We start from the raw sequence: 26156 nt of genomic DNA, 5'->3' as shown, positions 1-26156 counted from the left end.
TCCGGGCATGGCGGTCTCGACCGCGAAGCGCCGCCTGGGCTGGCTGATCCGCGACCGGTTCCCGTTCCGGCCGGTGGTGCGCGAGGTCCAGGGCGTGACCCTGGTGCTGCCCTGGTCCCACCGGCTGCCCGACTACGCGCGGTGGGGGCCGACGTACGGACAGAACCTGGTCGAGCTGGCCCGCCTGGTCGCCGAGTCGTCGCCGCTGACGGTGCTCGACGTCGGCGCCAACGTCGGCGACTCGACGGTGCAGATCCTCAACGCCGCGGACGGCCGGGTGCTCTGCATCGAGGCCGACCCGGCGTACCTGGAGTTCCTGCACCGCAACGTCGACGGCGACAAGCGGGTCTCGGTCGTCGAGGCGCTGCTGTCGGTCGACGACGAGCAGGCCGCCCTCACCGCCGTGCGCACCGGCGGCACCACCCGCTTCGCCGAGGGCGGCGACGCCGACGCGATGCCGATGGTCTCGCCGACCCGCCTTCGAGCCGAGCACCCCGAGTTCGACCGGCTGCGACTGGTGAAGTCCGACACCGACGGCTACGACGTCGTCCTGGTGCCCGCGGTGGCCGAGGCCTGGGCCGACGCGCACCCGATCCTGTTCTTCGAGTACGACCCCTATCTCACCCGGATCGCCGGTCACGACCCGGTGAGCGTGTGGACCCGGCTCGAGGCGCTCGGCTATCGCGACGTCGCGGTCTGGGACAACGGCGCCACGCCCGTGGGCCGCACGACCACCGCCGAGGCCGGGCGCCACGGCGCGGTCCTCGACGTACCGGGCAACCAGCGCAGTCGCGGCCGCACCTACTGGGACGTCGCCGTCGTCCACGCCGACGACCTCGCCGGGCAGGCGGCCATCCAGGAGCTGGTGCCGGGCCTGATCTGAGCCCACCGGCTCGACCACCCGGCCGTCCGGCCGGGCGCCGCAGGCGCCGGACGGCCCACCCCTCCGCGGCGAAGTCGGGGTGCCGTCGGCGCTGGATCGACATTCGCCATGCGAAGTGCGGTGGCGCCGACGGCGGGGCCCTCGCTCCGAGCCGCGGAGGGGTGGGCCGGGAGGCGCCGGAGGCGCCTGGCCGGACGGCCTACCCGATCCGCTGGGCTCAGATCAGGCCCCCGCCGGGTCAGCGCCAGGTCACGCCGCGCCGGATGATCTTGGCCGGCACGCCGCCGACCAGGCAGCCGGGCTCGGTGATGGACGAGGTCACCACGGAGCCGCCGGCGACGATGCAGCCGTCGGCGATCCGCACGCCCTTGTAGATCTGGGCATGGCTGCCGATCCAGACCCGGTCGCCGATCGTGATGTCGGGCGCGGTGCCGCGCTCCTCGGACTCGCCCTCGGCGAGGTGGCGGTGGAAGTCGTCGTCGAGCAGCTGCACCCGCCAGCCGATGGCGCAGTCGGAGCCGATGGTGATCCCGCTGTTGCTCACCAGCAGGCCGTCGGGTGAGAAGTAGGTCCTCGCGCCGACCGACACCGTCGACTCCGGGCCGACGTCCCAGCGGTTGCCGGTCGCCACGGTGACGTTGCCGAGCAGGCGCAGCCGGCCCCGGACCCGGATGATCGACCACTCGTGGCCGGTGAGGAAGCCGTAGTAGTTGACGCCCAGCCGCAGGCGGGCGCCGTCGGCGACCTCGATCCGCCGGCGGCCGACGATCCGGAACCGGCGCCCGACCAGCACCGTGCGGTGCATGCTCAGCCGGGCGGCCGCGGTGCGGAGGTAGGAGACGCGGAACGGGCCGACGGCCAGCCCGCGCACGGCCTCGACGCGCTCGTTCATGGGGTGCGCTCGAGCAGGCGGCGCAGGGCGGCCTGGGCGACCTCGCGCCCGGCGTCGTTGGGGTGGACGCCGTCGGTGTGCAGTTCGGCGCGGAACCAGCCGTCGGCGTCGGAGAGCTCGTCGGTGGCGTCGAGGAGGAGCAGCCGGGGGGACGGCGCGGAGCCGGCCAGCTCCTCGACCAGACGCTCGCGCAGGATCCCGTGCGTGGCCAGGCGCTCCTCGTTGGTGCCCCGCACCGGGAAGGACTCGTGGACGAACTGCTGGGTGGCGGGCGGGACCGGGACCATGACGACGCCTCGGTCGAGGCCGAGGTCGCGGAGCAGGCCACGGACCCGGTCGGCGTACGCGGTCACGAAGTCGACGTCGCCTCCCGCCATCACGCGGGGCGCGAGGTGGCAGCGGATGTCGATCTCGCCGAAGCTGAACACCCAGACGACGTCACGGCCGCGGGCGGCGCGCGCGAGCAGCCGGGCGGCGCGGTGCATCGACGGCTTGAAGCCGTCGCGCGCGATGGAGTACATCAGCCGGGGCCCGAGATGCCAGGCCCAGCGGCGCTCGATGGTGCTCCCCACGCCGAGGGGAGGGAAGCGGTCGCCGGCGAAGAAGGCGGCATTGGACTCGCCGACCCACACCTGGTCGACCTGGCCGCGCGAGAGCGCCCGGGCCAGGCGCAGGATGCCGATCCAGGCAAGGACGTGGGCGCGCAGGACGCGGAGCCGGTGCCTCACGCCCTGCCTCGGTCACCGACGGCGGCCGCGACCGTGGTCTCGGTGCCGGTGGTCACGTCGACGACCGGCAGGTCGCCGATCAGGGTGAGCCGCTCCGCGACGCTGCGGGTGCGCGACAGCGTGCCGTCGGGGTTGCGGCCGGTGAGGAAGCGGCTCTCGCGGTAGCCGCTCGCGGCGGTCTGCGCGGGCAGGTCGCCGGCGACGTCCTCCCGGACGAAGAAGGCGTTCGCGCCGTTGCTGGCGCAGCCGACGAACCGGTAGCCGCGCTGAGCGCCGAGGTGGACCAGGGCACCGAGCGAGGCGCCGAAGTAGAGCTGGGAGTAGTGGGCCTCGGAGTTCACGAACGCCGGGTCGTAGGGCACGGTGATCGTGGCCTCGGGCCCGAGGAGGGCGTTGTACTCGGCCACGACGATGGCGGGGTCGACCACGTCGATCGCGTTCCACAGCCAGTAGTCGATGCCGTCGACGTCGACGGACAGCAGGCCGATCCGGCCGCTCAGCCCGGCGTCGGTGATCAGCTGGTTGACGTTCTCCCTGGTCACGAACGCCGACACCGGCTCGACGTCGTAGCGCCAGCTCAGCCCGGAGCCCAGGACGAAGCGGACGTGGTCCTCACCGCCGTCGATCACGACCCCGCGCCAGTTGTCGTTCTGCAGCAGGAAGCGGGTGTTGGACTCGCGGTAGTCGCCGGTCCCGATCTCGACGAAGGTCGTCTCCGCCGGGTCGACGGAGCGCACCAGGTGCTGGATGATGCCGTCCTCGCCGAACTGGGAGAAGACCTTGAACTCGGCGTCCTGCAGCCGCTGCGGACGGCGCAGGTCGAGCAGGTGGCTCTCCAGCCGGCCGATGGCCAGCCGGATCTCGTCCTGCTCGCCGCGCACCCGCTGGATGAGGTGCCGGGCGCCGGGTGCGGAGGCCAGACGTCGCAGGGAGCTGTAGGCGAAGTCAGACGGCAACGGACCTCCAGGCCTTGGGCGCCGGCCGCGGTCGGCCAGCGATCGTGCGGAGAATAACGGACGCCGGACCGGGCCGGTGGGCGAACGGACCGGCCGGTCGGGCTCAGGACTCGGCGGCGGCCATCCCGCGCAGCGTCTTGGTGCCCTTGGTCGCGAGCTCCTCCACGAGGGCGATGCTGCGCGGGCGCCAGGCCGGAGGCAGGTCGGCGACGGCGGCGCGGACCTCGCGCTTCAGCGCCTCGGCGTCGGTGGCCGCGAGCTCGCCCACGGGCACCACCTCGGTGGCGACGATCGCTCCGGTGAGGCGGTTGGGCCGCCCGAACACGCGAGCCATCGAGACGCCCGGCAGGGCCGAGATCCGTTCCTCGACGGGCAGCGGGTGCACCTTCACCCCACCGACGTTGATCACCTCGGAGTCGCGCCCCCGGAACAGCACCCGGTCCTCGACGACCTCGGCGAGGTCGCCGGTGGGGACCCAGCCGTCCTCCTCGACCGGCGTGTCCGAGCGGTCCCCGGCGTACCCGCTCATGCCGGTGCCGGCGCGCACCCACAGCTGTCCGTCGACCACCCGGAGCAGGCCTTCGGGGTTCTCCGGGCTCCACAGGCTGGCGACCGAGAGCCCCGGCCGGCCGTCGCCCACCGAGGCGATCGAGCCGAACTCGGTGGAGGCGTAGACCTGCGAGATCCGGGCGTCCGGGAACGCGGTGCGCAGCTCCTCCAGCAGGTCGGGCGAGCTCGCCTCGCCGCCCAGGGTCACCTGCGCGAGCGGCGGCAGCGCGACACCGCGACCGCGCGCCTCGGCGAGCAGGAAGCGCCAGTACGTCGGCGTCGCGCTCACGCAGTCCGGCCGGCGGTCCGGGCGCGGGTCCAGCAGCGCGTCGAGGCCGTCGCGGGGCTGGCGGGGGAACGGTGCGACCAGGGTGCCCTGGATCGCCAGCACGTGCTGGAGCACCTGGATCCCGGCGAACTGCTGGGGACCGTAGGCCAGCAGCCAGCGCTGGCCGGGCCGCGGCGTCGCGGAGCGGGTGGTGCGGGCGAGCACCGACCAGTCGTGCCGCGCCGCCTTGGGCAGCCCGGTGGTGCCGGTCGTCCGGATCAGGATCGGCTGCTCCTCGGCCGGCGTGGCGGGACCGGTCGCGGTCAGCTCGGCCGGGTCGAGCACGACGAGGCCGTCGCCGGCGAGGTCCGTGCGCCGGGACACCACGAGCGTGTGACCGAGCGCGGCGGCCTGCTCGCGGAACTGCCCGGCGTCGATGTCGGGCTGGTACTGGCAGGGCTCCGTGCCGACCAGCGCGGCCCCGGCGAGCAGCGTGAGCACCCGACCCGCGTCCGGCTCGACGAGCGCGAACCGGTCGATGCCCCGGGCCTGGAGGGCCGCGCCGGTCGCGCGCGCCGCGGCCAGCAGCCCGGCGTACGTCGTGGTGGCCTCGGTCGTGATCACGGCCGGCTGGTCCGGCACTGCGGCGGCGGCTCGTTCGAGCAGGCGGATCATGGCGTCAGTATGGCCGAGCCGCGGCGGGTGGTCTCTCGGATGGAAGGATCGTGACGCTTGTCCGGCGCGAGCGTTGGGCAGGAAGCCGGTGCTGCTCGTACCGCCGGCGGAGACCACGACGGAGAAGGAGTGGCAGGCGTGGGCGTGCACCGTCCGATGACGACCGCGGAGAAGTACTACACCTTCCTCGACCACCAGTGGCCGAGCAATGTGATGATCTCCGCGGACCTCGCGCGCTGCTTCGAGCCCGAGACCGTGGCCGCCGTGTGGGACGAGTTCCGCGAGCGCCGGGTCCTCGGCCGCGCCGTCGCCACCGAGGAGCTCACCCTCGCCGATCCCGGCGTCCGGCCCGGCCACGTCACCACCCGCGATCTCCCGGTCGCCGACTGGGACGCGGTGTTCGACGAGGAGGCCACGGTCCGGCACGAGCTCGGCCTGGCGCCGCGACTGCTCCACCTGCGCAGCCCCGCCGAAGGGCGCTCGCGGCTGATCCTGCTCGGCCATCACGCCCTGCTCGACGGCCGGATCGGCCTCGGCGAGGTGCAGTGGCTGGTCCGGCTGCTCGACGGCCAGGACATCCCCGAGCAGCAGGAGCTGTCGACGCCGGCGCCGGCCGGTGGGTCGACGTACCCGTGGCAGCAGGACCGTGCCGCGATGCTCGACCTGCTCCGCACGATCCGGGCCCGCAACGTCGAGCTCGGAGCCCCCGGTCCGGCGTGGTGGCCCGAGACGTCGGTGCCCTGCCGGCCGCGGCTGCGGCAGCTCGTGCTCGACCCGGAGCCCGCGGCGGAGGTCCTGGCCACCGGGCGAAAGCACGGCTCCAGCGTGTTCGCGACCGTCTCCGCCGCCTGGCTCGGCATCGTGGCCCGCGAGCTGTGCGCCGCCGACGCCGGTGGGGCGACGGTCCAGCTGGCCGTGCCCGCCGACCTCTCGACGCCCAGCCCGACGCCGGATGCCCCGACCGCGATGGTGGTGGCCGTGCTGTCCCGCCCGTTCCGGGTCGACGCGCCCGAGCCGTGGGGCCTGGCGGGTGAGATCGTCGCGACCATCCGCGAGGCGCTGGCGCGCGGCGAGGGCGAGCTCTTCTTCCAGCTCACCCGCACCGAGAAGGTCGAGGACCTCGACGCCGGCCGCGACCTGGTGGCGGCCGCGCTGAGCGCCGGGCCGCCGTGCCTGGTGGTCAGCAACATGGGCGTGATCGACCCCGGCACCGACCCGGAGTGGCTCACCTTCGTGCAGGGCCAGCTCGCGCCCGCGCCGAACCAGGTGGTCTTCGTCGCGACGCTCAGCTACCGCGGCCGGCTGGTCCACACCATCGCCACCGACGACAACCGCATCGACGAGGCCCACGCCGCGCGGCTCGTCGACTCCTACCGGGCCTTCCTGGCCGACGTCGCGGCGGGCCGGTGAGCCGGCAGGCCACCGACCCGGGCGCCGCGGCCGCACCCGCCGAGAACACGCGGGGGGCCGGGAGCCGGCTCAGCCTGATCACCGTCGACCAGGCGCTGTCGAGCCTGTCGAACATCGCGGCGCTGATCTGGGTCGCGCACGCCTTCGCCCCGGTCGACTTCGGCCGGTTCAGCCTGATCGTGATGGTCTACACGGTGGCGCAGGTCGCCGTGCGCAGCCTGATCTCGACCACCGTCGTGGTCCATCCCGAAGAGGCCGACGACCGGCCCCGCACGATCCTGGCGTCCGCGACGGTGACCGGTGTCGCCGCCGGCGTGCTCACCGGCCTGGCGGGCGGCGTCCTGCTGGTCACCGGCAGCGCCCTGGCCTGGCCGGTGCTGGCGCTCGCCGTACCCATGCCGCTGCTGGTCGTCCAGGACGTCGGCCGCTATCTCGGCATCGCCCGGCGCCAGCCCGGGCGGGCCGTGGCGATCGACGCGCTGTGGCTGGTGCTCATGGTCGCCGGCTTCGGCGCCGCGATGGTCCTGGACCTCGACGGCCTGGTCTGGCCGATCCTGATGTGGAGCTGGTCGGGCGGCGTGTCGGGCGTGTGGGTCTTCGTGCAGTACGGCGTGCCCGGCCGCGACGGCGTCGCCTGGCTGCGCGAGCACTGGGCGTTCTCCTGGCGCTCCCTGGTCGGCGGCGTCGCCAGCAGCGGCATCACCTTGCTGTTCGCCTCCCTGATGACGCTGTTCAGCTCGGCGCTCGCCGTCGCGGCGTACCGCGCGGCGACCCTGCTCGCCGCGCCCAGCACCGCCGTCCAGCTGGCGGTCTCGACCGCGGCGGCCACCGACATCGCGCGCGACCGGGCCGAGGAGGGCGCCTGGTGGGGCCATGTCCGCAAGGCGATCGCGATCTGCCTCGCGGTCGGCGTCGTCAACCTCGTGGTCCTGGTGTTCCTCCCCGACCCGATCGGCTGGGCGATCCTGGGCGAGTCGTGGGACGTCGTCCAGCCGCTGATGCTGGCCATCAGCTGCAAGGTGCTGCTGATGGCCGGCCAGAGCGGCCTGCGGGCGGCGCTGATCGGACGCCACCGGATCCAGACCGCCATGGTCACCGACATCGTGGCCCTGCTGCTGATCGGCGTCTGCATGGTCGTCGGCGCGGTCCTCGGCGACGCCGAGGGCGCGCTGTGGGCGATGGCGGTCGGCACCGCGGTGTCCACGGCCTGCTGGTGGATCGCGATCGCCTGGGACGGGCGCGCGCCGCGGGGGCGGCATGCGGCGCGGCGGGGTGAGGTGGTCGCGGCCCGGCAGGGCTGACGGACCTGGCGAGTGGTCACTGATCGATGACGACTCGTCGATGTCACTGAGCGGTGACATCGCCGCAATGTCACCGTACGATGACGTCATGGGTCCGCGGCGGACGATCAGCAACTGGGCATTCCTCGGCCCAGCGGTTCGCGATGCCCGCCTCCGCGCCGGACTCACCCAAGCCGCGCTGGCCGACGAGGCAGGCGTCTCGCGCGGCTGGTTGATCCGCTTCGAGGCCGGGCTTCCGAACGCCGAGCCGGTCACGGTCCTGCGACTGTTGAGGAGTCTCGGGCTCGTGCTCAGCCTGAGCCCGCTGTCCGCCACCGAGGGCGTGCTCGACGACGCCGACCACCCGCCGGTGGACCTCGACACCCTTCTCTCCGAGCTCGACGGATCCGTCGGTGAGGACGGACGATGACCAGCAGCCGCGGGCTCGAGCTCACCGTGGCGCTGCACGGCAGGGCCGTCGCGACCGTCTCGCGCGGTCCGGGAGAGCGTCGCGACGATGTGGCGCTCGCCTACCGCACCGACGCGCGGTGGCCGCTCTGCCCGACGTTGCCGGTGCGACAGCGTCCCCACCGGGGGACTGCGGTTCTCGCCTTCCTCGCCGGACTCCTCCCTGACGTCGCGGACGTTCGCGGCCGGTGGGCACGGGACTTCGGGGTCCCGGACCATCCAGTCGACCTGCTCGCTCACCTCGGCCGCGACTGTGCGGGGGCGGTGCAGTTCGTCAGGGCCGGTGAGGAACACCTCCTCGACGCGGCCGAAGGCAACTACGTCGGCGTATCCGACAGCGACATCGAGACTCGACTCCGGAACCTGCGCGACGGTTCCACGGCCTCGTCGTGGACCCTTCCCCAGGAGAGCTGGTCACTCGGTGGTGCGCAGGCGAAGTTCGCCCTCGCCTTCATCGAGGGCTCCTGGCATGAAGCCACGGGCTCGGCGCCGACCACCCACATCTTCAAGCCGGGCATCGGCCGCATGAGTCATCAGGCCGTGGTCGAGTTCGCGACCATGCGTGCGTCCCGCGCCCTCGGCCTCACGACGGCGCGGGTCGACGTGCGCCGATTCGGGAGCGAGCCGACCCTGGTCGTTCAGCGCTTCGACCGCTGGCGTCCGCGAGCCGTCGCGACGGAAGCGCTGCCCTGGACCCGCGTCCACCAGGTCGACATGTGCCAGGCGCTCGGGATCATGCCTGAGAACAAGTACGCCGCGAACGGCGGGCCGACGGCGCGTTCCATGGCGGACCTGCTGCGGCGTACGTCGTCCGACCCGGATGCGGACGTGATCAGACTCTCCGACGCCCTCCTCTTCAACCTGCTCGCCGAATGTCCGGACGGACACGGGAAGAACCTCGCGCTCCTGAGCTCCGGCGCCCAGGTCCGCCTGGCCCCTCTCTACGATCTGGCGACGGGCGCTCCGTACGACACTGCCGGCGGTGGCACCAAGGCGGCCGTCGCCGTGGGCGGGGTCCGCGACTTCGGTGAGGCCTACCCCAAGACCTTCGCGAGGCATGCCGACGAGATGGGCCTGGACGCCGACGAACGCCTGCGGCGGGTCGTCGACCTGGTCGAGAACCTCCCGGACGCGTTCCGCGATGCCTTCCACGACCCGCTGTCGACGAGATCGAGCCGGGCCTCAGCGCCGTCCTATGGCGCCGCATGAGCGATGGGCCGGGCGCCATCACCCAACGTTGTCGGACCGTCCTCGCCCGCCTGAGCTGACCGGAGCCGACTCAGGCGGTCAGCCCACCATCGACCACCAGCACCTGACCGGTGATCCAGTCGTTGCGCTCGTCGACGAGGAACTCCACGGCGCGGGCGATGTCGTCGGGCTCGCCCAGCCGGCCGGCCGGCGTACGACGGACGATCTGGTTGAGCTGGCCGTCGTCGAGCCCGTGGCTCATCTCGGTCTTCAGGTAGCCCGACGCGATGCTGTTGACCGTGATCCGGCGCGAGCCCACCTCGCGGGCCAGGCCGCGGGTGAACCCGTCGAGCGCGGCCTTGGTGGCGCCGTAGACGCTGAGGCCGCGATAGCCGGTGAGGCCGGTGATCGAGGAGATGTTGACGATCCGCCCGCCACCGTGGGCGAGCATGTTGCGCACGACCTGCTTGGTGAGGTGGATGGTCGCCTTCAGGTTGAGGTCGATCACGGTGTCGGAGTCCTCGTCGCTGAACAGCGCCAGGATGCCGTCGCGGGCGACGCCGGCGTTGTTGACGAGCACGTCGACGGACTTCCACTCCGCGACGACGTCCTTGAAGAACCGGGTGCAGTCGTCGCGGTCGGCCAGGTCGGCCTTGCGGAACAGGAAGCGCCCGTCGTACGCCGGGTCGGCCTGCCACGCGCGGACCGCGTCGGTCTCGCTGCGGGCACAGGTGGCGACCCGGTCGCCGGCGTCGAGGAAGTGCTGGACGATGCCCTCGCCGAGACCGCGGCTGCCGCCGGTGATGACGACGGTGCGGGGTGCGGTCATGCGGACGCGGCGGTGGCGTCGGCGTAGAACGCCACGATGTCACCCACGGTCTCGGGCAGCAGCCCGGCGCCGAACGGGTCGGTGCCGAACTCGTCCTCGAGGATCGCGGACAGCTCGGCGGTCTCCAGCGAGTCCAGCCCGAGCCCGTCGTCGCCGTGGAGCGCGGAGTCGAGGGCGACGCTCTGGTCCTCGCGGTCCGAGCGCTCCAGCAGCTCGGTGACGATGGTGACGATCTTGGGCTCGAACTCGTTCATGGCGACCTCTACTCAGATGGGGGGTTCGCAGGGGCAACGACGTCACGGGGTCCTTGGTAACGGGCCCGGTTGTAGACATGTCTCGGGATGTCGATCGGCGCGAGCCGGCGCGCGGGCACGCCGCCGTGCAGGTGGGCGCCCTTCGCCTCCTGCCCGGTCCAGGTGGTCGAGCCGGCGGCGATCAGCGCGCCCTCGCCGATGACGGTGCCGGGCAGCATCGTGCAGGAGGTCGCGATCACCGCCCGGTCGCCGATCGTGACCGGGTCGAGGATGACACCGCCGTTGGTCGGGTCGAACGCGTGGGAGAGCAGCGTGGAGCGGATCCCGGTGACCCAGGTGTTGTCGCCGAGGACGACGCCGCCGCCGCAGTCGAGGTAGTGCTGGCTGATGATGTGGGAGTCGTCACCCAGCCGCAGGGTGCGCAGGTTCTCGGTCTGGACGGCGCCCGGCTCGTAGCCCGAGTCGCCCACGACCTGGTTGAAGAGCATGATCCGGCAGCCGACGCCGAGCCGCACCAGCCGCAGGTCGCGGAACAGGTTGAAGTGGTGGATCAGCGAGCCCGCGCCGATCTCGAAGCGATCCACCCGGCGGACCAGGCAGACGCCGAGGACGGCCGTGGGATGCACCTGGTGGCCGAGCCGGTTGAGCAGGCGGATCTTGAGGCCACTCGGGGGGAGCAGGAACACCAATGTCGTGAGAGCCTGACGCACGCGGGCGACCTTAGCCTGGATCCGCCGATCTGCCGCTGCTGCGCGCCACCAGCTGGGCACGTTGGCTGCGTTGCCGACGCTCGACAGCCCACCAGGCTGCCTTCGCGCCGGGCGCCTTGCCACCGCACCCATCTGGTGACGCTCGCGACGCGGCAGATCGGTGGATCCAGGCTTCGCCTGGAAACCACGGCTGTTCCGGGCTTCCCCAGCACCCGACCCCCGTGCGCCGTATCCTCACGCCCGTGGTCGTACTTGCCGAGGCGTCCGGGGGCCAGCTCTCCCTCCAGTGCGACGTCTGTGTCCCCCCGGTCCTGACCGTCGGACCGCCCGAGCAGCTCCGGCGCCTGGGCTGGACGCTGCGCTCGGCCGGGCAGCCGGTCGACGCCTGCCTGAACTGCACCGCGCACCTCGCGCCGCGGCAGCGGGTGGCGCGGGCGGACGCGGTGCCGACCAGCCCGGCTCCGGAGCGGATGCCGAACGTCATCGTGATCGGCGCCATGAAGGCCGGGACGACGAGCATGCACAACTACCTCGACGTCCACCCCGAGATCGCGGTGTCGACGGAGAAGGAGATGCGCTTCTTCTCCGACCCGGGCGCGGCCGACTGGGTCGGCCGCTACCAGCAGCACTTCCCCGAGGGCACCCGGCTCCGGGTGGAGTCGTCGCCGCACTACACCAAGTTCCCCGTCGTGCCGGGCGTCGTCGACCGGATGGCCGAGCTGACCCCGGACGCCCGGCTGATCTACCTGGTGCGCGACCCGGTGGAGCGCCTCGTGGCCGAGTACGTCGAGCAGGTGCAGTGGCATGCCGCGCACCGCAGCCTCGACGAGGAGATCGCCGACGCCGCCGATCCCGCGCACGCGCTGATGGCGTCGAGCCGCTACGCCACCCAGCTGACCGAGGTGCTGCGCCGCTTTCCCACCGAGCAGGTGCTGGTGCTCGACCTCGCCGACCTCGGCGCCGACGTGGTCGGCACCATGGCGCGGGTCTTCGCCTTCCTCGGTCTCGACGCGCCCGACGCCACCGCCGAGGACTACGGGCGCCACAACACCCGCGAGGAGAAGTACCAGGTGCCGGGCTGGCTGCTGCGACTGCGGAGGGGACCGCTGCTGCGCGCCTTCCGCAAGCTGCCCGCCGGACCCCGCCGGATGGTCAGCATGGCGGCCTGGCGTCGGTCCTCGAACCTCGTCGAGCGGCCCACGCTCACGCCGGAGACCGAGGCCCGGCTCCGGGAGCTGCTGGCCCCCGAGGCGCGGCGGCTGCGCGAGCTGACCGGGCAGCCGTTCGCCAGCTGGAGCGTGTGAGTCTCAGGCGTCCTTGCGCTTGAACAGGTAGAACCGGTCGTGCAGGTCGATCAGCTCGCGCAGCTCGTCGGACTGGTGGATCGGCCGGTCGTCGACCAGCTCGTAGCCGCGGTCGAGGACGTCCTGGCGGAAGGGCTCCATCGAGCCGTCGGCCTCGGTGCTGCGCAGCTCGTCGGGCGTGTTCGGGACGATCAGCAGCCACGGGATGTCGCGCTCGGCGATCCGGTCCAGCCACCAGCGGATCGCGTCGTGCGAGCACTCCGAGAAGCTGTGGATGTTGACCGCGACGTCGTAGCGCTCGCCGAGGGTCTGGTACTCGTCGAGCCGGACCACCCGCACGGAGTCGGGCAGCTCGCGGAAGCGGGTGTAGTAGGAGCACAGGAAGGTGGAGGTGGCCACCCCGTCGATGCAGTCGTACGCCGCCAGGTTGGGCAGGGCCGTCGACATCCGGTGCGCCAGGCGGCCGTAGCCGGCGCCGATGTCGAGCACCCGCAGCCCCTCGATGGACGCCAGGCCCATCTGGTCGTCGAGGTAGTTGATCTCGTTGATGCTGTCGAGCAGGTCGCGGCTGATCGGCGGCCGGTCGCCGAAGCTGAACGTGAACGCGCCGAACAGCCCGTCCTCGCTCAGCTTGCCGAACAGGCCGAGCCGGTCGCGCTCCAGCACGTCGAGCATCGCCAGGTACATCCGGATCCGCGCGGAGCTGCCGAGCTGGCGGAACTGCCAGACATAGGCGTTGTCGCCGCGGAACCAGGCCAGGGACAGGTTCTTCTTGAGGAAGCTCTGCCGCCACTGGGTGTGGGCCGCGGCGGCGACCCCCAGCGCGTCGTACGCCGCCTCCAGCTCGTCGAGCGCGGGGTTGTCGGGCCGCAGCTCGTGCTCGGCGCCCGCCGGGAGGGGGACGTCGTCGTTGTGGGTGATCTCGACGTAGCGCCGGCTCTCGTCGTTCATCCGGGTGATGAGGAACCCGGCGCGCGCCGCGGCGACCTTGGTGCGCTGGGTGGCCCAGCGGCGGACCAGGGCGGGGTAGGACGAGGGGGAGTTCGGGGGCACGGTCGCTCACTGTAATGGCGCTCGCGCCGATCTGGTCGAATGTCTGCGGAACTCGGAGCAGGCACCCGCGTTGTCCACATCGATGAGCCTTTCCACCCCCGTGGCCCTGGTGGTCTTCAACCGACCCCGCCTCACCGAGCAGACGCTCGCCGCGATCCGTGCCGCGGCGCCGGAGCGCCTCTTCGTGATCGCCGACGGCCCGCGTGCGGATCGTCCCGAGGACGTCGCGCTGTGCGCCGAGACGCGGGCGCTGATCGACACCGTCGACTGGCCGTGCGAGGTGGTCCGCCGCTTCGCGCCCCGCAATCTCGGCCTGGAGGCCAATGTCGAGCTCGGCCTGGACTGGGTCTTCGCGCAGACCGACGCCGCGATCGTGCTCGAGGACGACTGCCACCCGGACCCGTCCTTCTTCCCGTACGTCGAGGAGCTGCTCGCGCGCTACCGCGACGACCCGCGGATCTGGCAGGTGTCGGGCAGCGGCATGGGCGTCCCGGAGCGGCTCTTCGGCGGCGACAGCTATGCGTTCACCGCGTGGGCGAGCGTCTGGGGCTGGGCGACCTGGGCGGACCGGTGGCACCGGCACCGCGCGGTGTTCCCCCGCGACCACGCGCCCAGCGACGCCCCGGTGCGCACGGTCCCCGCGGTCCAGCAGCCCGGCCACCTGGTCACCCGCTCCGGACAGCAGCACTTCGCCGACGCGGCGCGCTCCGACGACACCGTCATCCACGGCTGGGACAAGCACTGGTGGCTCACCATGCTGACCCTCGGCGGGCTGGCGCTCTCGCCGTCGCGCAACCTGGTCGAGAACGTCGGCTGGGGCGAGGACGCCACCCACGGTGCCGCGGCCGGCAAGCGGGACCACGGCGCGAGCGCGATGGAGCTCCCGCTGCGCCATCCCGCCGAGGTCGCCGTCAACGTCGAGGTCGAGCGGGAGCTCGAGCTGGTCCTGAGCCGGGTCGGCGGACGGGCGGCGATGCTCGCCCGGCGGTTCGTGAAGTCGCCCCAGGTACGCCGGGCCGCCCGGGTCGCGGTCAACAGCCGCCCCGCACTGGCGGTGCAGCGCTTCGTGAGCCGCTCGCGGGACCGGGTGGCGCCGTGAGCCTGCCCTCCTGGCTGCGGCCGTGGTGGCCGCTGTTCAAGCGGCTGCACCGCTCGCTGACCCTCGTCCTCGGCCGCGTGTTCCGGGTGCTCTCGCGCCTGCTCGGCGGCCGTGGCGTCCCGGTGCGGGCGACCGAGCGCTCGAGCGACACGGCCGCGCTGGAGCCGGGAGTCGTCGTGCTGCACCCGGGCCGTGCCGAGCAGCCGCTGCCCCGCTCCGCCACCGCGGGCGTGCCCGCCGGGCACTGGCAGTTCACGGCGGTGCACGCCGCCACCGAGCCGACCGAGCTGGTCCCCGCCGTGGGCCTGCCGGCGACCTTCGTGCTCGAGGTCGCCGGCGGCCGGCTGACCGGTGACTACGCCGCGACGACCACGCCGGGCAAGGTGCTCGACCACGAGACGAGCACCTACTTCGGCGTCGAGGACTGGCGCGAGCACCCGCTCTTCCTGCGGCCCACCCTGGGCCCGACCGAGCACGTGCCCGGCACGGTGCTGAGCCTGACCACCCGCGGCACGTCGGTGAACTACTACCATTTCCTCTACGACGCGATCGGCCGGCTGGCGGTGCTGGAGGACGCGCTGCCGCACGCCCTCGCCGAGGCCGACGCGGTCGTCGTACCCCATCGCACGAGATACCAGCGACAGCTCCTCGAGCTGGCGGGGGTGACCACCCGCCTGATCGAGCCCGAGCGGGGCCGGACCGTCTCGGCCGACCGACTGCTGGTGCCGAGCAACCCCAACTGGGCGCTCCAGGCGCCGCCCGCGACCGTGCGCTGGCTGCGCGAGCACCTCCCGCCCACGCCCGGCGTCGACGGGCCGCGGCGGCTCTACATCACCCGTGGCGCCACGCCCCGGACCCGGCGCTACGTGCAGGAGCCCGAGCTGTGGCCCGAGCTCGAGCGTCGCGGCTTCGTCCGGATCGACCCGGGCAGCCACAGCGTGCAGGAGCAGATCGACCTCTTCCACGGGGCGGAGGTAGTCGTCTCCCCGCACGGCGCCGGCCTCTCCAACATCACCTTCGCCCGGCCGGGGGTGCGGGTGCTCGAGATGTTCGCGTCGACGTACGTCCACCTCGGGTTGTGGTCGATCTGCCAGGCCGTCGACGCCGACTACCGCTACCTTGTGGGGGACGGGCCGGCCGGGGGACCGGGCCGCAACTCCGGGGTGCTCGACGACGTCTCCGCGCCGCCGCGGACGGTGCTCGACCTGGTCGACGACATGCTGAGCGGGCTCCACCAGTGACCATCCGACATGAGGGCGAGCAGATGAGTGATGTGGGACGGGAATTCCAGCCGGGCGCGACGCTGTCGCGGCTCTACCCGGAGGTCCGGGCCGGGGGATACACCCGCTACGACGGGTTCATCGAGTTCTACACCCGCGTCAACGCGCTGCTCACCCCCGACAGCCGGGTGCTCGACTTCGGCGCCGGCCGCGGCCTGTGGGCCATCGAGCCGTTCCCCGAGCTGCACCGCCGGCTGCGCTCCTTCCACGAGCGGGTCGCCGAGGTCCACGGCGTCGACGTCGACCCGGTCGTCCTCGACAACGCCACCCTCACCTCCGCCCAGGTGATCGAGCCCGGCGCCCGGCTGCCGTTCGAGGACGCCTCCTTCGACCTGGTCCTCGCCGACCACGTGCTCGAGCACGTCGGCGAGGAGGACGCGCCCACGGTCGCCGCCGAGATCCTGCGGATCCTCGCGCCCGGCGGCTGGCTCGCGGCCCGCACCCCCAACAAGTGGGGCATGATCGGCGTCGGCGCGCGCGTCGTACCCAACGACCTGCACACCCGCGTGCTCCGCCGGCTCCAGCCCGCCCGCAAGGCCGAGGACGTCTTCCCGGTCCGCTACAGCATGAACACCCGGCGCTCGCTCGCCGCGCTGTTCCCGCCGCCCCACGAGCTGGTGGTCTACGGGCACGCCTCCGAGCCGACGTACTTCGGGGCGAACGCGCCCGCCTGGCGGGTCGCCCAGCTGGTCGACCGGCTCACGCCGCCGGCGTTGGCGCCGACGCTGATGGTGTTCGTGCGGAAGGGCTGAGCGCGGGGCTGGCGGACCGGCGGGCGGTCGCGGATTCACCACGGTATGTAGGCGAGCACCGGCTTCTCTAGTGGAACTCCGCTACAGATGCGGCGATTCGGCTACATACCGTGATGAACCCGCGCGGCGGCGACCTCAGGCGCGGCGGCGACCGGACTTGGCGTCGCCCTTGCCGGAGCGGCCGGCGGGGCTGGTCTCCTCGTAGTAGTAGTAGTAATACGAGCCGATGGCGCGCTTGGCGACCATGTTGACCACGACGCCGTAGAGCCGGGCGCCGACCTGGTTGAGCCGGTTGATGGCCTCGTTGACCTGCTCGCGCGTCGTCTTCGCGTGCCGGACGACGATGATCACGCCGTCGGCGAGCTTGGCGAGCACCGACGCGTCGGCGACGGGGAGCAGCGGCGGGGCGTCGATGATCACCATGTCGTACGACGACCGGAGCCGTCGGATCAGGTCGTGGGTGATCTTCGACTGCAGGATCTCGGTCGGGTTGGGCGGCTTGGCGCCCGAGGCGAGGACGTGCAGGCCGCTGGCCTCGTGGACCTGGATCGCGTCGTGGATCTCGGTCTTGCCGACCAGCGCCGTGGTGAGGCCGATGGCGGGGTCCAGGCCGAGGGTGCTGGCGACGCGGGGCCGGCGCAGGTCGGCGTCGATGATCAGCGTGTTGCGGCCGGTCTGCGCCAGCGCCACCGCGAGGTTGGTCGAGGTCATCGTCTTGCCCTCGCCGGGGACGGCGCTGCTGATCACCAGGCAGCGTGGCTGGTGGTCGAGGTCGATGAACTGCAGGTTGGTGCGCAGCAGGCGGAACGCCTCGGTGCGGGCCGCGAAGCCACCCAGGTCGGTGAGCAGGGGCGCCGAGCGGATGTCGCCGTCGAAGCCGATGCTGGCGAGGACGGGCGACTCGGTGAGCTCGGCGACGTGGTCGGCGGTGCGGATGGTGCGGTCGAGCAGCTCGCGGGCCACGGCGAGACCGATGCCGAGCAGGGTGCCGATCAGGATGGCGGCGACCAGGTTGAGCACCACATTGGGCGTGACCTGGGTGGCGACCGTCGCCTTGTCGGTGACCTGGGCCCGGATCTGCGACTCCTGGGCGCTGCCGCTGGTGGTGGTGCCGGAGTCGTCGGTCACGGCGCCGGGCGTCTCGAGCCCGGCGACGTACTCGTTGAACCGCTCGGTCGCGTAGTTGGCGATCATCCGTGCGTCGTTGGGGTTCTCGTCGCGATAGCTGATCTGGATCAGGGAGGTGCTCTCCACGACCTTCGCGTCGAACCGGGAGGCGAGCTCCTCGGCCGACATCTTCAGCTTGAGGTCCTTCTTGACCAGCTCGGCGAGGTTGGTGCTCTTCACCACGTTGGCGTACGACGCCGCCCGGTTGGACGCGAACAGCAGCGCGGCGTAGGCGTCCGTGGTGTCGCGCACGTCGACGGTGAGGAAGATCTGGGTCTTCGACTCGTACATCGGCGTCCGGGTGAACGTGATGACGGAGCTGACCCCGAGCGCGATCAGGATGATCGACACGATGCTCATCCAACGACGTCCCAGCACCGTCAGGAATTGCTTGAAGTCCAAGTCCCGTCCCTTGTTTGTGGCATGCATAACCGGCCAGACCGACTGCCGATCCTAGGCTCCCGCCCCCGTGCCCAACGCTGCAGACCGTCGATGGTCACTGTCCCATGCCCACCAATCCCGCGCTGCTAGTCTCGCGGGCATGTCGCCCGAGATCCGGCGTCGGCGCCGGTCTCGCGGCTTCCGGCGGCTGCAGCGGCAGGTACGCCGGTTCGCCCGGAGCCACCCCCGCCGGACGGTCGCGATCGGCGTGGGCGCGGTCGTGGTGGTCGCGCTCGGCTGGTCGCTGTGGGTGGTCAGCGGCGCCGCTCGCGACCTGCGGGAGGTCGACGACCAGGCGCGGCTGATGCGCGACGCCCTGGTGCAGGGCGACGCCGCCGGGGCCCGCGACGCGCTGCGCGCCTACCAGGCGGCGGCCGACTCCGCCGACGACACCACGCACGGCCTGACCTGGTCGGTCTTCGGCGCGGTGCCGCTGCTCGGCGACGACGCCCGGGGGGTGGCGACCGCCGCCGAGGTGCTGGCCGCGGTCGGCCGTGACGGGCTGACTCCGGTCGTCGACGCCGCCGACCAGGTCACCGCCGACAGCTTCCAGCCGGTCCAGCACACCTTCCCGCTCGACCGGATCGCCGCTCTCGAGGAGCCGGCCGCCCGCAGCGAGAAGGCGTTCGACACGGCCAGCCGGCGGTTGGCCGTGGTGGACTCCGCCGGCTTCGTCGGTCCGATCCGGACGGCCTTCGACGGCCTGCGCGACCTGGTCGACGACGCGCGCGGCACCCTGCAGTCGACCTACCGCGCCTCCCGGCTGATCCCGCGCCTGCTCGGCAGGGGCGAGGCGCGCAACTACCTGCTGGTCCTGCAGAACAACGCCGAGTCGCGCAGCAGCGGCGGCCTCCCGGGCTCGCTGTCGCTCATCCACGCCCGCGACGGCAAGGTCGACATCGTCCGGCAGGTCGACATGGCCGAGCTGGGCGCCACCCCCGGTCACCCGGTGCTGCCCCTGAGCACGGAGGAGGAGCAGCTCTTCGGCGAGATCCTCGGCACCGTCGGCGTGGACGCCACCCTCACCCCCGACATCCCCCGCGCCTCCGAGCTGATCCGCGCGCGCTGGGAGCAGGTCGAGGGCCAGCGCCTCGACGGGGTCCTGTACGTCGACCCGGTGGTGGTGTCGTACCTGCTCGCCGCGATCGGCGAGGTCCCGGTCCCCGGCTACGCACCGGTGAACGCGGCCAACGTGGTCGGCCGGGTCGAGAACGAGATCTATGCCCTGACCCCGGGCACCCAGGCACAGAGCGACTACCAGGAGGCGGTCGCCAAGGCGGTCTTCGACGTCTTCTCCGACGGGCGGGGCGACTCGGCGGACCTGATCCGCGGGCTGGTGACCGGGGTCGAGGAGGGGCGGGTGCGGATGCACTTCTTCGCCGAGGACGCCCAGCGCGAGATCGCCGGCACCAGCATCGCGGGGGAGTTCGTCGACCGCACCGACGGCCCGCCCCTGGTCGGCATCTACGTCAACGACGCGGGCCCGACCAAGATGCAGTACTACCTGCGCCAGCGGGCCACCCTCTACTCCCGCTCCTGCGCCGGCGGCCGCCAGCAGCTCGGCGTCACCCTCTCCTTCACCAATGCCACGCCCCCGCTCGCCGACGAGCTGCCGGACGCGATCACCGGCGAGTTCTTCCCCGGCAACCGCACCGACCCCGGTCAGCAGCTGCTCGTCGTCTACGTCAGCGCCCCCGTCGGCGGCGCCGTCGAGGAGGTGACCGTCGACGGCCAGGACACGGGCAACCCGACGGTGACGACGTACGCCGGGCGCGAGGTCGCGACGATCGGCGTCCTGCTCGACCCCGGCCAGTCCCGGAAGGTCGACGTCCAGCTCCGCACCGCGAAGGGCGACGAGGCGGACCCGCGCCTGGAGATGTCGCCCGGCGCGGCGCCCGGCACGTCGAACGCCACGGCATCCTCGGCCTGCCACACCCGCTGACCGCGACCGATGTGGTGAGGGCTCACCCGTCTCTTTACCTTCGGGTCACCGCGGAGTCATCGATCAACGGCGTTGACGTCACCGGGCGGGGCGAGCATGACTGCCCGTGCCCTCCCTCGACGACCGGTTGGTCGATCTCGTCGGCGCGCCCGGGTTCGTCCCGGTCGCCTTCCTGCTCGCCTTCGCGGCCGGTGCCGCGCACGCGGTCGGCCCCGGCCACGGCAAGAGCCTGGCGGCGGCGTACCTCGTCGGGTCGGACGGCAAGGTGCGTGACGCGGCCTGGCTCGGCGCGTCGGTCGCGATCATGCACACCCTCTCGGTGCTCGTCGTGGCCGTCGCCTGGACCTTCCTGTCGCTCTCGGACCTGCTGTCCCTGGAGCGGCTGACCAGCGGACTGCAGCTGGCCGCCGGGCTGATGGTGGTCGGCGTCGGGGTCTGGCTGTTCCGCAGGCACCTCCGCGGACACGGACATGGGCACGGCCACGGACATGGTCACGGGCACGGACATGGGCACGGCCACGGGCACGGGCACGGCGAGGGGCCCAGCCGTCCCGGGCTGGTCCTGCTCGGGATGTCCGGCGGGCTGACCCCCTCGCCGGCGGCCTTCCTGGTCCTGGTGACCGGCATCTTCACCGGCCGCTCCGGGTTCGCGCTGCTGCTGGTCGTCGCCTTCGGCCTCGGGCTCGCCACCGTGCTGTTCGGGGTGGGCCTGCTGGCCCTGGCCGGACGCGGACTCGTCGTGCGCGCCGCGGAGTCGCGCGCCCTGATCACCGCGGCGACCCGGGTCGCGCCGGTGCTCGCCGCGGCCAGCATCACCGTGATCGGCTGCGTGGTCACCACCGCGGCGCTCGGCCGGCTGGCGGGCGCCGCGTGATCGCCGCGCACCCCTTCGGCGACCCGCAGACCGTCGACATCTCCGCCGACCCCGCCGACCCCGCGGTCGTCCACGTCACCTGGAAGGTCGGCGCCGCCGACGACCTCACCCTGCTCGGGATCGAGCTGGGGGTGCTGCCCGAGGACCGGGTGCTCCTCGACGGGGCGATCACGTACGACGACGGCGACGCGGCGCTCGTCCAGCGGGCGCCGCAGGTCGAGACCTACCTGCTCGACCACGTCGCGGTGAGCTCCGCCGGCGAGCAGTGCCCGGGGCAGCTCGCCGAGTCCGGCGACCTGATCGCCGACGGCGCCGACCTCGTCTTCAGCTGCGCCGGACCGGTGGCGGCCGCGAGCGTCGAGGTCACCACGCTCACCGACCTGCACCCGGCGTACCGCACCCTCGCGACCGGCCCGGACGGCCAGCACCAGGTCTACGGCAGCGACGCGGCCAGCCACGACTGGTCGCTCGGCGGCACGGCCACGGCCACCAGCGGCGACACCACCCACACCGGCAGCAGCGCTGCCCTCCAGATCGGCGGCGTTCTCGGCGCCGCGCTCCTCGTCGCCGTGCTCGGGACCCTCGTGGCCCGGCGCCGGCGTCAGGCAACCGTCACCCCCACCCCCCACCCCTGAGGAGAACCGTCGTGCCCGCACGACCGATGCACAGGCTCCGGCTGCTCGCGACCACCGTGGTCGCGGCAGCCGTCGCCACGAGTGGCCTGATGGCCGCCCCGGGCCAGGCCGCCCCGCCCACCGCGCCGGCGCTGGCGCCGGACGTCCCGGTGGCGGCCACCGCCGAGCCGGCCCCCGTCCCCGACGTCCTCGACGTCTCGTTCGCCGGTGGCGCCCCCGCCGACGCCGCCCAGTCGCTGGCACCGATCACCTACGGCACCCCGACCTTCGGCACCGATGCCCGGCAGGGCCCGGTGATGACCGTCGACGGCGTCGACGACGCCGTCGGCTTCCCGTTCGAGGACCAGTGGAGCAAGCTGACGACCGGGGTCAGCGTCGAGTGCGTGTTCCGCATCGACACCGCGATGCCGGTGGCCAACGAGAAGGACCTGTGCTCCGACAAGGAGGCCGGCGGCATCTCGATGTACGTCACCGGTGGCAACCTCGGGTTCATGGCGCACATCGGTGGCGCCTACAAGAGCGCGCTGACGCCGATCGAGGGCAACCGCTGGTACCACGCGGTCGCGACCTGGGACGGCAGCCAGATCCGGCTCTACGTCAACGGCCAGCTCGCCCAGACCACCGCCGCGACCGGTGCGCTCACCTTCCCGGTGGCGACCGCCCGGCGCTTCATCGTCGGCGCGGACGCCAGCCCGACCGGCGTCGGCCAGCCGGCACCGCCCAGCACCTTCGCGGCGTCCGGCGTGTTCTCCCGCCCGGTCACGGACCAGGAGGTGAAGGCGCTCGCGGCCCAGTGGGACACCGCCGTGCCGACCCCGACGGCCGACGTCCTCGACGTCGACTTCGCCGACGGCACCCCGAAGGACCGGGTCCGCGACCTCGCGGTGAAGACCTTCGGCAGTCCGACGATCGGCCACGACGCCGCGCTGGACCGCGACGTCGTCAGCCTCGACGGCGACGACGCGTACGGCTACGCGCTCACGCCGCACTGGGGCGAGATCAGCAACGCCGTCAGCATCGAGTGCACCTTCCGCTACACCGGCGCGCTGCCGCCGTCCGCCGAGGTGGACCTGTGCTCCGGCAAGGAGGCCGGCGGCTACTCGATCTACGTCAACGACGACAAGGTCGGCCTGATGGCGCACATCGGCGGCGGCTACAAGACCGCCCGCGCCACCATCACCGCCCAGCGCTGGTACCACGTCGTCGGCGTGTGGACCGGCACCGAGCTGAGGCTGTACGTCGACGGCGTGCTCGCCGCGACCACCCCCGCGACCGGCGCGCTGACCCTGCCCGCCGCCACCGCGCGGGCCTGGACCGTCGGCGCCGACTCGGGCCCCAACGCCGGCGCGCAGTTCTACACCAAGGGCAAGATCGCCAACGCCCGCATCTACGGCCGGGCGCTCAACGAGACCGAGGTCCGCGCGCTCGACATCGCGGCCTTCGGCGAGCACCCGGACGCCGGCGTGCGGCTCACCGGCTCGGTGCCCGCGGCCGGAGCGCACCTCTCCTCGCCCGTCGAGCTCGACCTCGACATCGCGCACGAGGACAACGCCACCGGCTGGACCTACCTGCTCGACGGCAAGCCGGTCGCCGAGGGCGACCTGATCGGCGCCGGCCTGCGAGCCGGGGCGCACACGCTCACCGCCACCGCGGTCGACGTGTTCGGCAAGGACGTCGCGTTCACCATCCCGTTCGAGTCCGACACCATCCCGACCGGTGGCGGCACCGGCGCCGGCGAGGGGAAGGGCGTGGTCCAGCTCTCCGCGATCGCGACCAGCCCCGACGGCGGCGAGGTCACCACCACCTTCCGCGAGGCCACCGCGACCGTCGCCGACGGCGGCGTCCAGGGCGTCGTGAAGAAGGTCCCGACCACCCTCGAGTTCGAGCACGAGCAGGAGCAGCCGATCACCGGCCGGCTGGTGCCCGACGACGAGGAGGCGACGTCCAGCGCGACCAGCGGGGACCTCCCGTTCCAGCGCTTCGACGTCGAGGTCGGCCCGGCGGTGACCGGTCAGCAGGTCGTCTGGAAGGGCGTCGTCGACCCCGAGCGGTCGGTCACCCTGCGTGCCTGGAACGCCGAGACCGCGGCCTGGGTGGTGCTCGCCACCGCCCGCGGCGTCCAGGACGGCGACACCGTCCTCAACGCCGCGCTCCGCCCGGCGCTCGTCGACGACGGCACGGTCCACCTGCTGGTGCTCGGCACCGACCCGTTCGCCGACGACCTCGCCCCGCGCGACGAGAAGGCCGCGGTGCCCGACGTCAAGGACCGGTTCGAGGACCCGGAGGACTACGACTTCTCGCTGGCCCACTTCACCGACACCCAGTACCTCGCCGAGGGCGCCGCGGGTGGCACCTACGACGACTGGGACGGCACCGCCGAGCCCTCGGACGTGATGAAGGAGGAGGAGCGGGCGATCTGGGACCGGGCCTACCGGGCCACCACCGAGTGGATCGCCGAGCAGGCCGGGCCCCGCAAGATCAAGTGGGCCGGGCACACCGGCGACATCATCGAGAACGACTACTACAACCCGCTCGCGACCAACGGCAGCGGCGGGCTGCTCTACCCGGGCCTCGACGAGCAGGTCACCCGCGAGTTCCAGTTCACCTCCAGCGCCCAGGAGACGCTCGACTCCTCGGGCATCCCCAACCAGGTGATCGCGGGCAACCACGACAACCAGCTCGGCAACGAGACCGGGCCGGGCTCCCGGTTCAACCAGTACTACGGTCCGGACCGCTACTACGAGGTCTCGAAGTCGTGGCCGGCCGGCGCGTCGTACCACGCGTGGGACGAGACGACCGACAGCCAGGGCAACGTCAGCACGCCGGGTGAGGACAACCAGAACAACTACGTCCTGTTCTCGGCCGGCGGCCTGGACTTCGTCGCGGTCGGGCTGTCCTACGGCGTAACCCAGCAGGAGGCGGACTGGGCCAGCTCGGTGTTCGAGCGCTACCCCGACCGCAACGGCATCCTGCTGACCCACGCCTACATCGCACCCTCGACGGCCAAGGACGGCCGTGGCGCGAGCTTCTCGGGCGACGGCTCGAAGCTGTACGACGAGGTGGTCACCGCGAACCCGAACGTCTTCTTGATCCTCGCCGGCCACGAGCACGGCGTCGGGACCAACCTGAAGACGGGCGTCGGCGCGACGGTGCAGCACAACGTCGTCGAGCTGCTGGCGGACTACCAGTTCTACAAGGTGCCCGCGGCCGAGCTGTGGCCCGACAAGGTCGACGCCTCCGGCAACATCGACCTCGACGGCGACGGCGCCGCCGACCACAAGGCGAGCGACCTGCTCCAGTTCGGCGCCAGCTGGCTGCGACTGCTGCAGTTCGACGTCGACCGCGCCGAGGTCAGCATCGACACCTACTCGCCGCACTTCGAGGACTTCGGCGCGAGCGAGTACGACGACCGCAAGCGCTACAACGGCGCCGAGGACAACCTGACCCTCCCGGTCGACCTGTCCAGCCGGACGACGACCTTCTCGACCGACGGCCTGACGGTGGTCACCCCGACCGACCGGGTGATCGGCGTACAGACGGCGAAGTCGGGCTGGCCGGCGACCGTCTCCTGGGCCGAGCGGGTCGAGGGCGAGGTCTACGCGTGGACCGCGGAGAGCGAGACGGCGTCGGGCGAGCGGATCGGCTCGATCCGGCAGTTCGGCACGGTCTTCCGCGCCACCGCCGCCGGCACCGACGTCACCGCCCCCGTCATCTCGGTGCCGGAGGGCACCACGCTGACGGTGGGAGACGCCTTCGACCCGAAGGCGGGCGTCACGGCGACGGACAACGTCGACGGTGACCTCAGCGCCGAGGTCCAGCCGATCGGAGTGGTCGACACGGCGAAGGCGGGCAGCTACGCGCTCACCTATGTCGTCGCCGACGCCAACGGCAACCAGGCGATCGCGCACCGCGTGGTCCAGGTGGTCGAGCCCGTCGACTCCCGGGCCGTCACGACGGTCACGGTGGCCAACACGAACGCCACCTTCGGCACCGACCTCACGCTGAGCGCGCAGGTCGGCCCGAGCGGAGCCACCGGCCAGGTCCGCTTCCTCAACGGTGAGGAGGTCCTGTGCGAGGCGACCGTCTCCGGAGGCGCCGCGACCTGCGTGGTGCGGATGCTGCCGCCCCCGGGCGACTACGTGGTCACCGCGCTCTACGACGGTGACGAGGCCCACCGGGAGGCGCAGCGCTCCTTCGTGCTGAAGGTCGCGGACGCGGCCAAGGCGGACCCGGGCCTGAAGGCCAAGGCGAAGCCGGGCTCGCTGGCGAAGGGCAAGAAGGTCGTGCTGCGGGCCAGGGTCGCCGCGGGCGCCACCGGCCAGGTGGTCTTCCGCAGCGGCGGGCGCACCCTGTGCACCGCGACGATCGACGCCGGTGTCGCGACCTGCAAGGTGCGGCTCAAGCCGGGGTCGTGGAAGGTGAAGGCGAGGTACGCCGGCAGCACGGCCTACGCGGGCGACAAGGCGGTGTTCACGGTGCGCAAGCGCTGACCCGACGCACCTCCCGATGACCGCCGCCC

The 26156-nt window shown here is 72.6% G+C and carries 22 protein-coding genes; 13 read left to right on the top strand and 9 right to left on the bottom strand.

The window, feature by feature from the left end:
- Positions 1-7 precede the first annotated feature (7 nt).
- Positions 8-883, top strand: coding sequence for an FkbM family methyltransferase (locus JOD66_RS07750; protein ID WP_204836321.1), 876 nt, complete (start codon positions 8-10; stop codon positions 881-883).
- 238 nt (positions 884-1121) lie between these two features.
- On the opposite strand, the gene JOD66_RS07745 is transcribed toward JOD66_RS07750, so the two are convergent.
- From JOD66_RS07745 to JOD66_RS07730, 4 genes are all read right to left on the bottom strand, one after another.
- On the bottom strand, positions 1122-1775 hold the full coding sequence (locus JOD66_RS07745) for an acyltransferase (RefSeq protein ID WP_204836320.1): 654 nt from the start codon (positions 1773-1775) through the stop codon (positions 1122-1124).
- Positions 1772-2503, bottom strand: a complete 732-nt coding sequence (locus tag JOD66_RS07740) for an SGNH/GDSL hydrolase family protein (RefSeq protein ID WP_204836319.1) — start codon at positions 2501-2503, stop codon at positions 1772-1774. Before JOD66_RS07740 ends, JOD66_RS07745 begins: the two co-directional genes overlap by 4 nt.
- Positions 2500-3459, bottom strand: coding sequence for a hypothetical protein (locus JOD66_RS07735; RefSeq protein WP_204836318.1), 960 nt, complete (start codon positions 3457-3459; stop codon positions 2500-2502). The genes JOD66_RS07740 and JOD66_RS07735 overlap by 4 nt, the downstream gene beginning before the upstream one ends.
- Before the next feature lie 103 nt (positions 3460-3562).
- Positions 3563-4951, bottom strand: a complete 1389-nt coding sequence (locus JOD66_RS07730) for a class I adenylate-forming enzyme family protein (RefSeq protein ID WP_204836317.1) — start codon at positions 4949-4951, stop codon at positions 3563-3565.
- 138 nt (positions 4952-5089) lie between these two features.
- On the opposite strand from JOD66_RS07730, the gene JOD66_RS29415 reads away from it, so the two are divergent.
- The 4 genes from JOD66_RS29415 to JOD66_RS07710 are packed head-to-tail and all read left to right on the top strand — an operon-like array spanning position 5090 to position 9318.
- Positions 5090-6361, top strand: a complete 1272-nt coding sequence (locus JOD66_RS29415) for a phthiocerol/phthiodiolone dimycocerosyl transferase family protein (RefSeq protein WP_204836316.1) — start codon at positions 5090-5092, stop codon at positions 6359-6361.
- Entirely contained in the window at positions 6358-7662 is a 1305-nt protein-coding gene (locus JOD66_RS07720; protein ID WP_204836315.1) for an MATE family efflux transporter, read from the top strand. The genes JOD66_RS29415 and JOD66_RS07720 overlap by 4 nt, the downstream gene beginning before the upstream one ends.
- A gap of 40 nt (positions 7663-7702) precedes the next feature.
- Positions 7703-8071 (top strand): helix-turn-helix domain-containing protein, encoded by a 369-nt coding sequence (locus JOD66_RS07715; protein ID WP_204836314.1) that lies wholly within the window; start codon positions 7703-7705, stop codon positions 8069-8071.
- 26 nt (positions 8072-8097) lie between these two features.
- Positions 8098-9318, top strand: coding sequence for a HipA domain-containing protein (locus JOD66_RS07710; RefSeq protein WP_204836313.1), 1221 nt, complete (start codon positions 8098-8100; stop codon positions 9316-9318).
- A gap of 70 nt (positions 9319-9388) precedes the next feature.
- Here the strand turns inward: JOD66_RS07710 and JOD66_RS07705 are convergent, their stop codons facing one another.
- The 3 genes from JOD66_RS07705 to JOD66_RS29015 are packed head-to-tail and all read right to left on the bottom strand — an operon-like array spanning position 9389 to position 11090.
- Positions 9389-10126, bottom strand: a complete 738-nt coding sequence (locus tag JOD66_RS07705) for an SDR family NAD(P)-dependent oxidoreductase (protein WP_204836312.1) — start codon at positions 10124-10126, stop codon at positions 9389-9391.
- Positions 10123-10380, bottom strand: coding sequence for a phosphopantetheine-binding protein (locus tag JOD66_RS07700; RefSeq protein ID WP_204836311.1), 258 nt, complete (start codon positions 10378-10380; stop codon positions 10123-10125). Before JOD66_RS07700 ends, JOD66_RS07705 begins: the two co-directional genes overlap by 4 nt.
- 8 nt (positions 10381-10388) lie before the next feature.
- Positions 10389-11090 (bottom strand): acyltransferase, encoded by a 702-nt coding sequence (locus JOD66_RS29015; RefSeq protein WP_204836310.1) that lies wholly within the window; start codon positions 11088-11090, stop codon positions 10389-10391.
- Positions 11091-11332: 242 nt separating this feature from the next.
- Between JOD66_RS29015 and JOD66_RS07690 the strand changes: the two genes are divergently transcribed.
- A complete protein-coding gene (locus JOD66_RS07690; RefSeq protein ID WP_204836309.1) occupies positions 11333-12394 on the top strand; it encodes a sulfotransferase family protein in 1062 nt (353 codons plus the stop codon).
- Positions 12395-12397: 3 nt separating this feature from the next.
- Here JOD66_RS07690 and JOD66_RS29410 read toward each other — a convergent pair whose 3' ends face one another.
- Positions 12398-13447 (bottom strand): putative sugar O-methyltransferase, encoded by a 1050-nt coding sequence (locus tag JOD66_RS29410; RefSeq protein ID WP_204836308.1) that lies wholly within the window; start codon positions 13445-13447, stop codon positions 12398-12400.
- An 82-nt stretch (positions 13448-13529) separates the two neighbouring features.
- On the opposite strand from JOD66_RS29410, the gene JOD66_RS07680 reads away from it, so the two are divergent.
- From JOD66_RS07680 to JOD66_RS07670, 3 genes are read left to right on the top strand one after another with little or no spacing between them, the layout of a single operon-like run.
- Entirely contained in the window at positions 13530-14546 is a 1017-nt protein-coding gene (locus JOD66_RS07680) for a glycosyltransferase family protein (RefSeq protein ID WP_204836307.1), read from the top strand.
- Positions 14543-15787, top strand: coding sequence for a glycosyltransferase family 61 protein (locus JOD66_RS07675; protein ID WP_204836306.1), 1245 nt, complete (start codon positions 14543-14545; stop codon positions 15785-15787). Before JOD66_RS07680 ends, JOD66_RS07675 begins: the two co-directional genes overlap by 4 nt.
- 23 nt (positions 15788-15810) lie before the next feature.
- Positions 15811-16578 (top strand): class I SAM-dependent methyltransferase, encoded by a 768-nt coding sequence (locus JOD66_RS07670; protein WP_204836305.1) that lies wholly within the window; start codon positions 15811-15813, stop codon positions 16576-16578.
- A 135-nt stretch (positions 16579-16713) separates the two neighbouring features.
- Here JOD66_RS07670 and JOD66_RS07665 read toward each other — a convergent pair whose 3' ends face one another.
- A complete protein-coding gene (locus JOD66_RS07665; protein WP_275579803.1) occupies positions 16714-18174 on the bottom strand; it encodes a tyrosine-protein kinase domain-containing protein in 1461 nt (486 codons plus the stop codon).
- A 112-nt stretch (positions 18175-18286) separates the two neighbouring features.
- Here JOD66_RS07665 and JOD66_RS07660 point away from each other — a divergent pair, with 112 nt between their 5' ends.
- The 4 genes from JOD66_RS07660 (at position 18287) to JOD66_RS07645 (ending at position 26127) form a co-directional block, all read left to right on the top strand.
- Positions 18287-20128 (top strand): DUF4012 domain-containing protein, encoded by a 1842-nt coding sequence (locus JOD66_RS07660; protein ID WP_204836303.1) that lies wholly within the window; start codon positions 18287-18289, stop codon positions 20126-20128.
- A 106-nt stretch (positions 20129-20234) separates the two neighbouring features.
- Complete coding sequence (locus JOD66_RS07655) at positions 20235-21002, top strand: HoxN/HupN/NixA family nickel/cobalt transporter (RefSeq protein ID WP_307823374.1); 768 nt, start codon at positions 20235-20237, stop codon at positions 21000-21002.
- The gene (locus JOD66_RS07650) at positions 20999-21637 is read left to right on the top strand and encodes a hypothetical protein (RefSeq protein ID WP_204836302.1); all 639 of its coding nucleotides are present in this window, start codon (positions 20999-21001) and stop codon (positions 21635-21637) included. The genes JOD66_RS07655 and JOD66_RS07650 overlap by 4 nt, the downstream gene beginning before the upstream one ends.
- An 11-nt stretch (positions 21638-21648) precedes the next feature.
- Positions 21649-26127 carry a LamG-like jellyroll fold domain-containing protein gene (locus JOD66_RS07645; RefSeq protein ID WP_204836301.1) on the top strand — a complete coding sequence of 1493 codons (4479 nt, stop codon included), beginning with the start codon at positions 21649-21651 and terminating at the stop codon, positions 26125-26127.
- Positions 26128-26156: the final 29 nt, after the last annotated feature.

It is taken from the genome of Nocardioides nitrophenolicus, from assembly GCF_016907515.1.
Classification (GTDB): Bacteria; Actinomycetota; Actinomycetes; order Propionibacteriales; family Nocardioidaceae; genus Nocardioides; species Nocardioides nitrophenolicus.
This window is presented reverse-complemented; position numbering and strand designations above follow the sequence as displayed.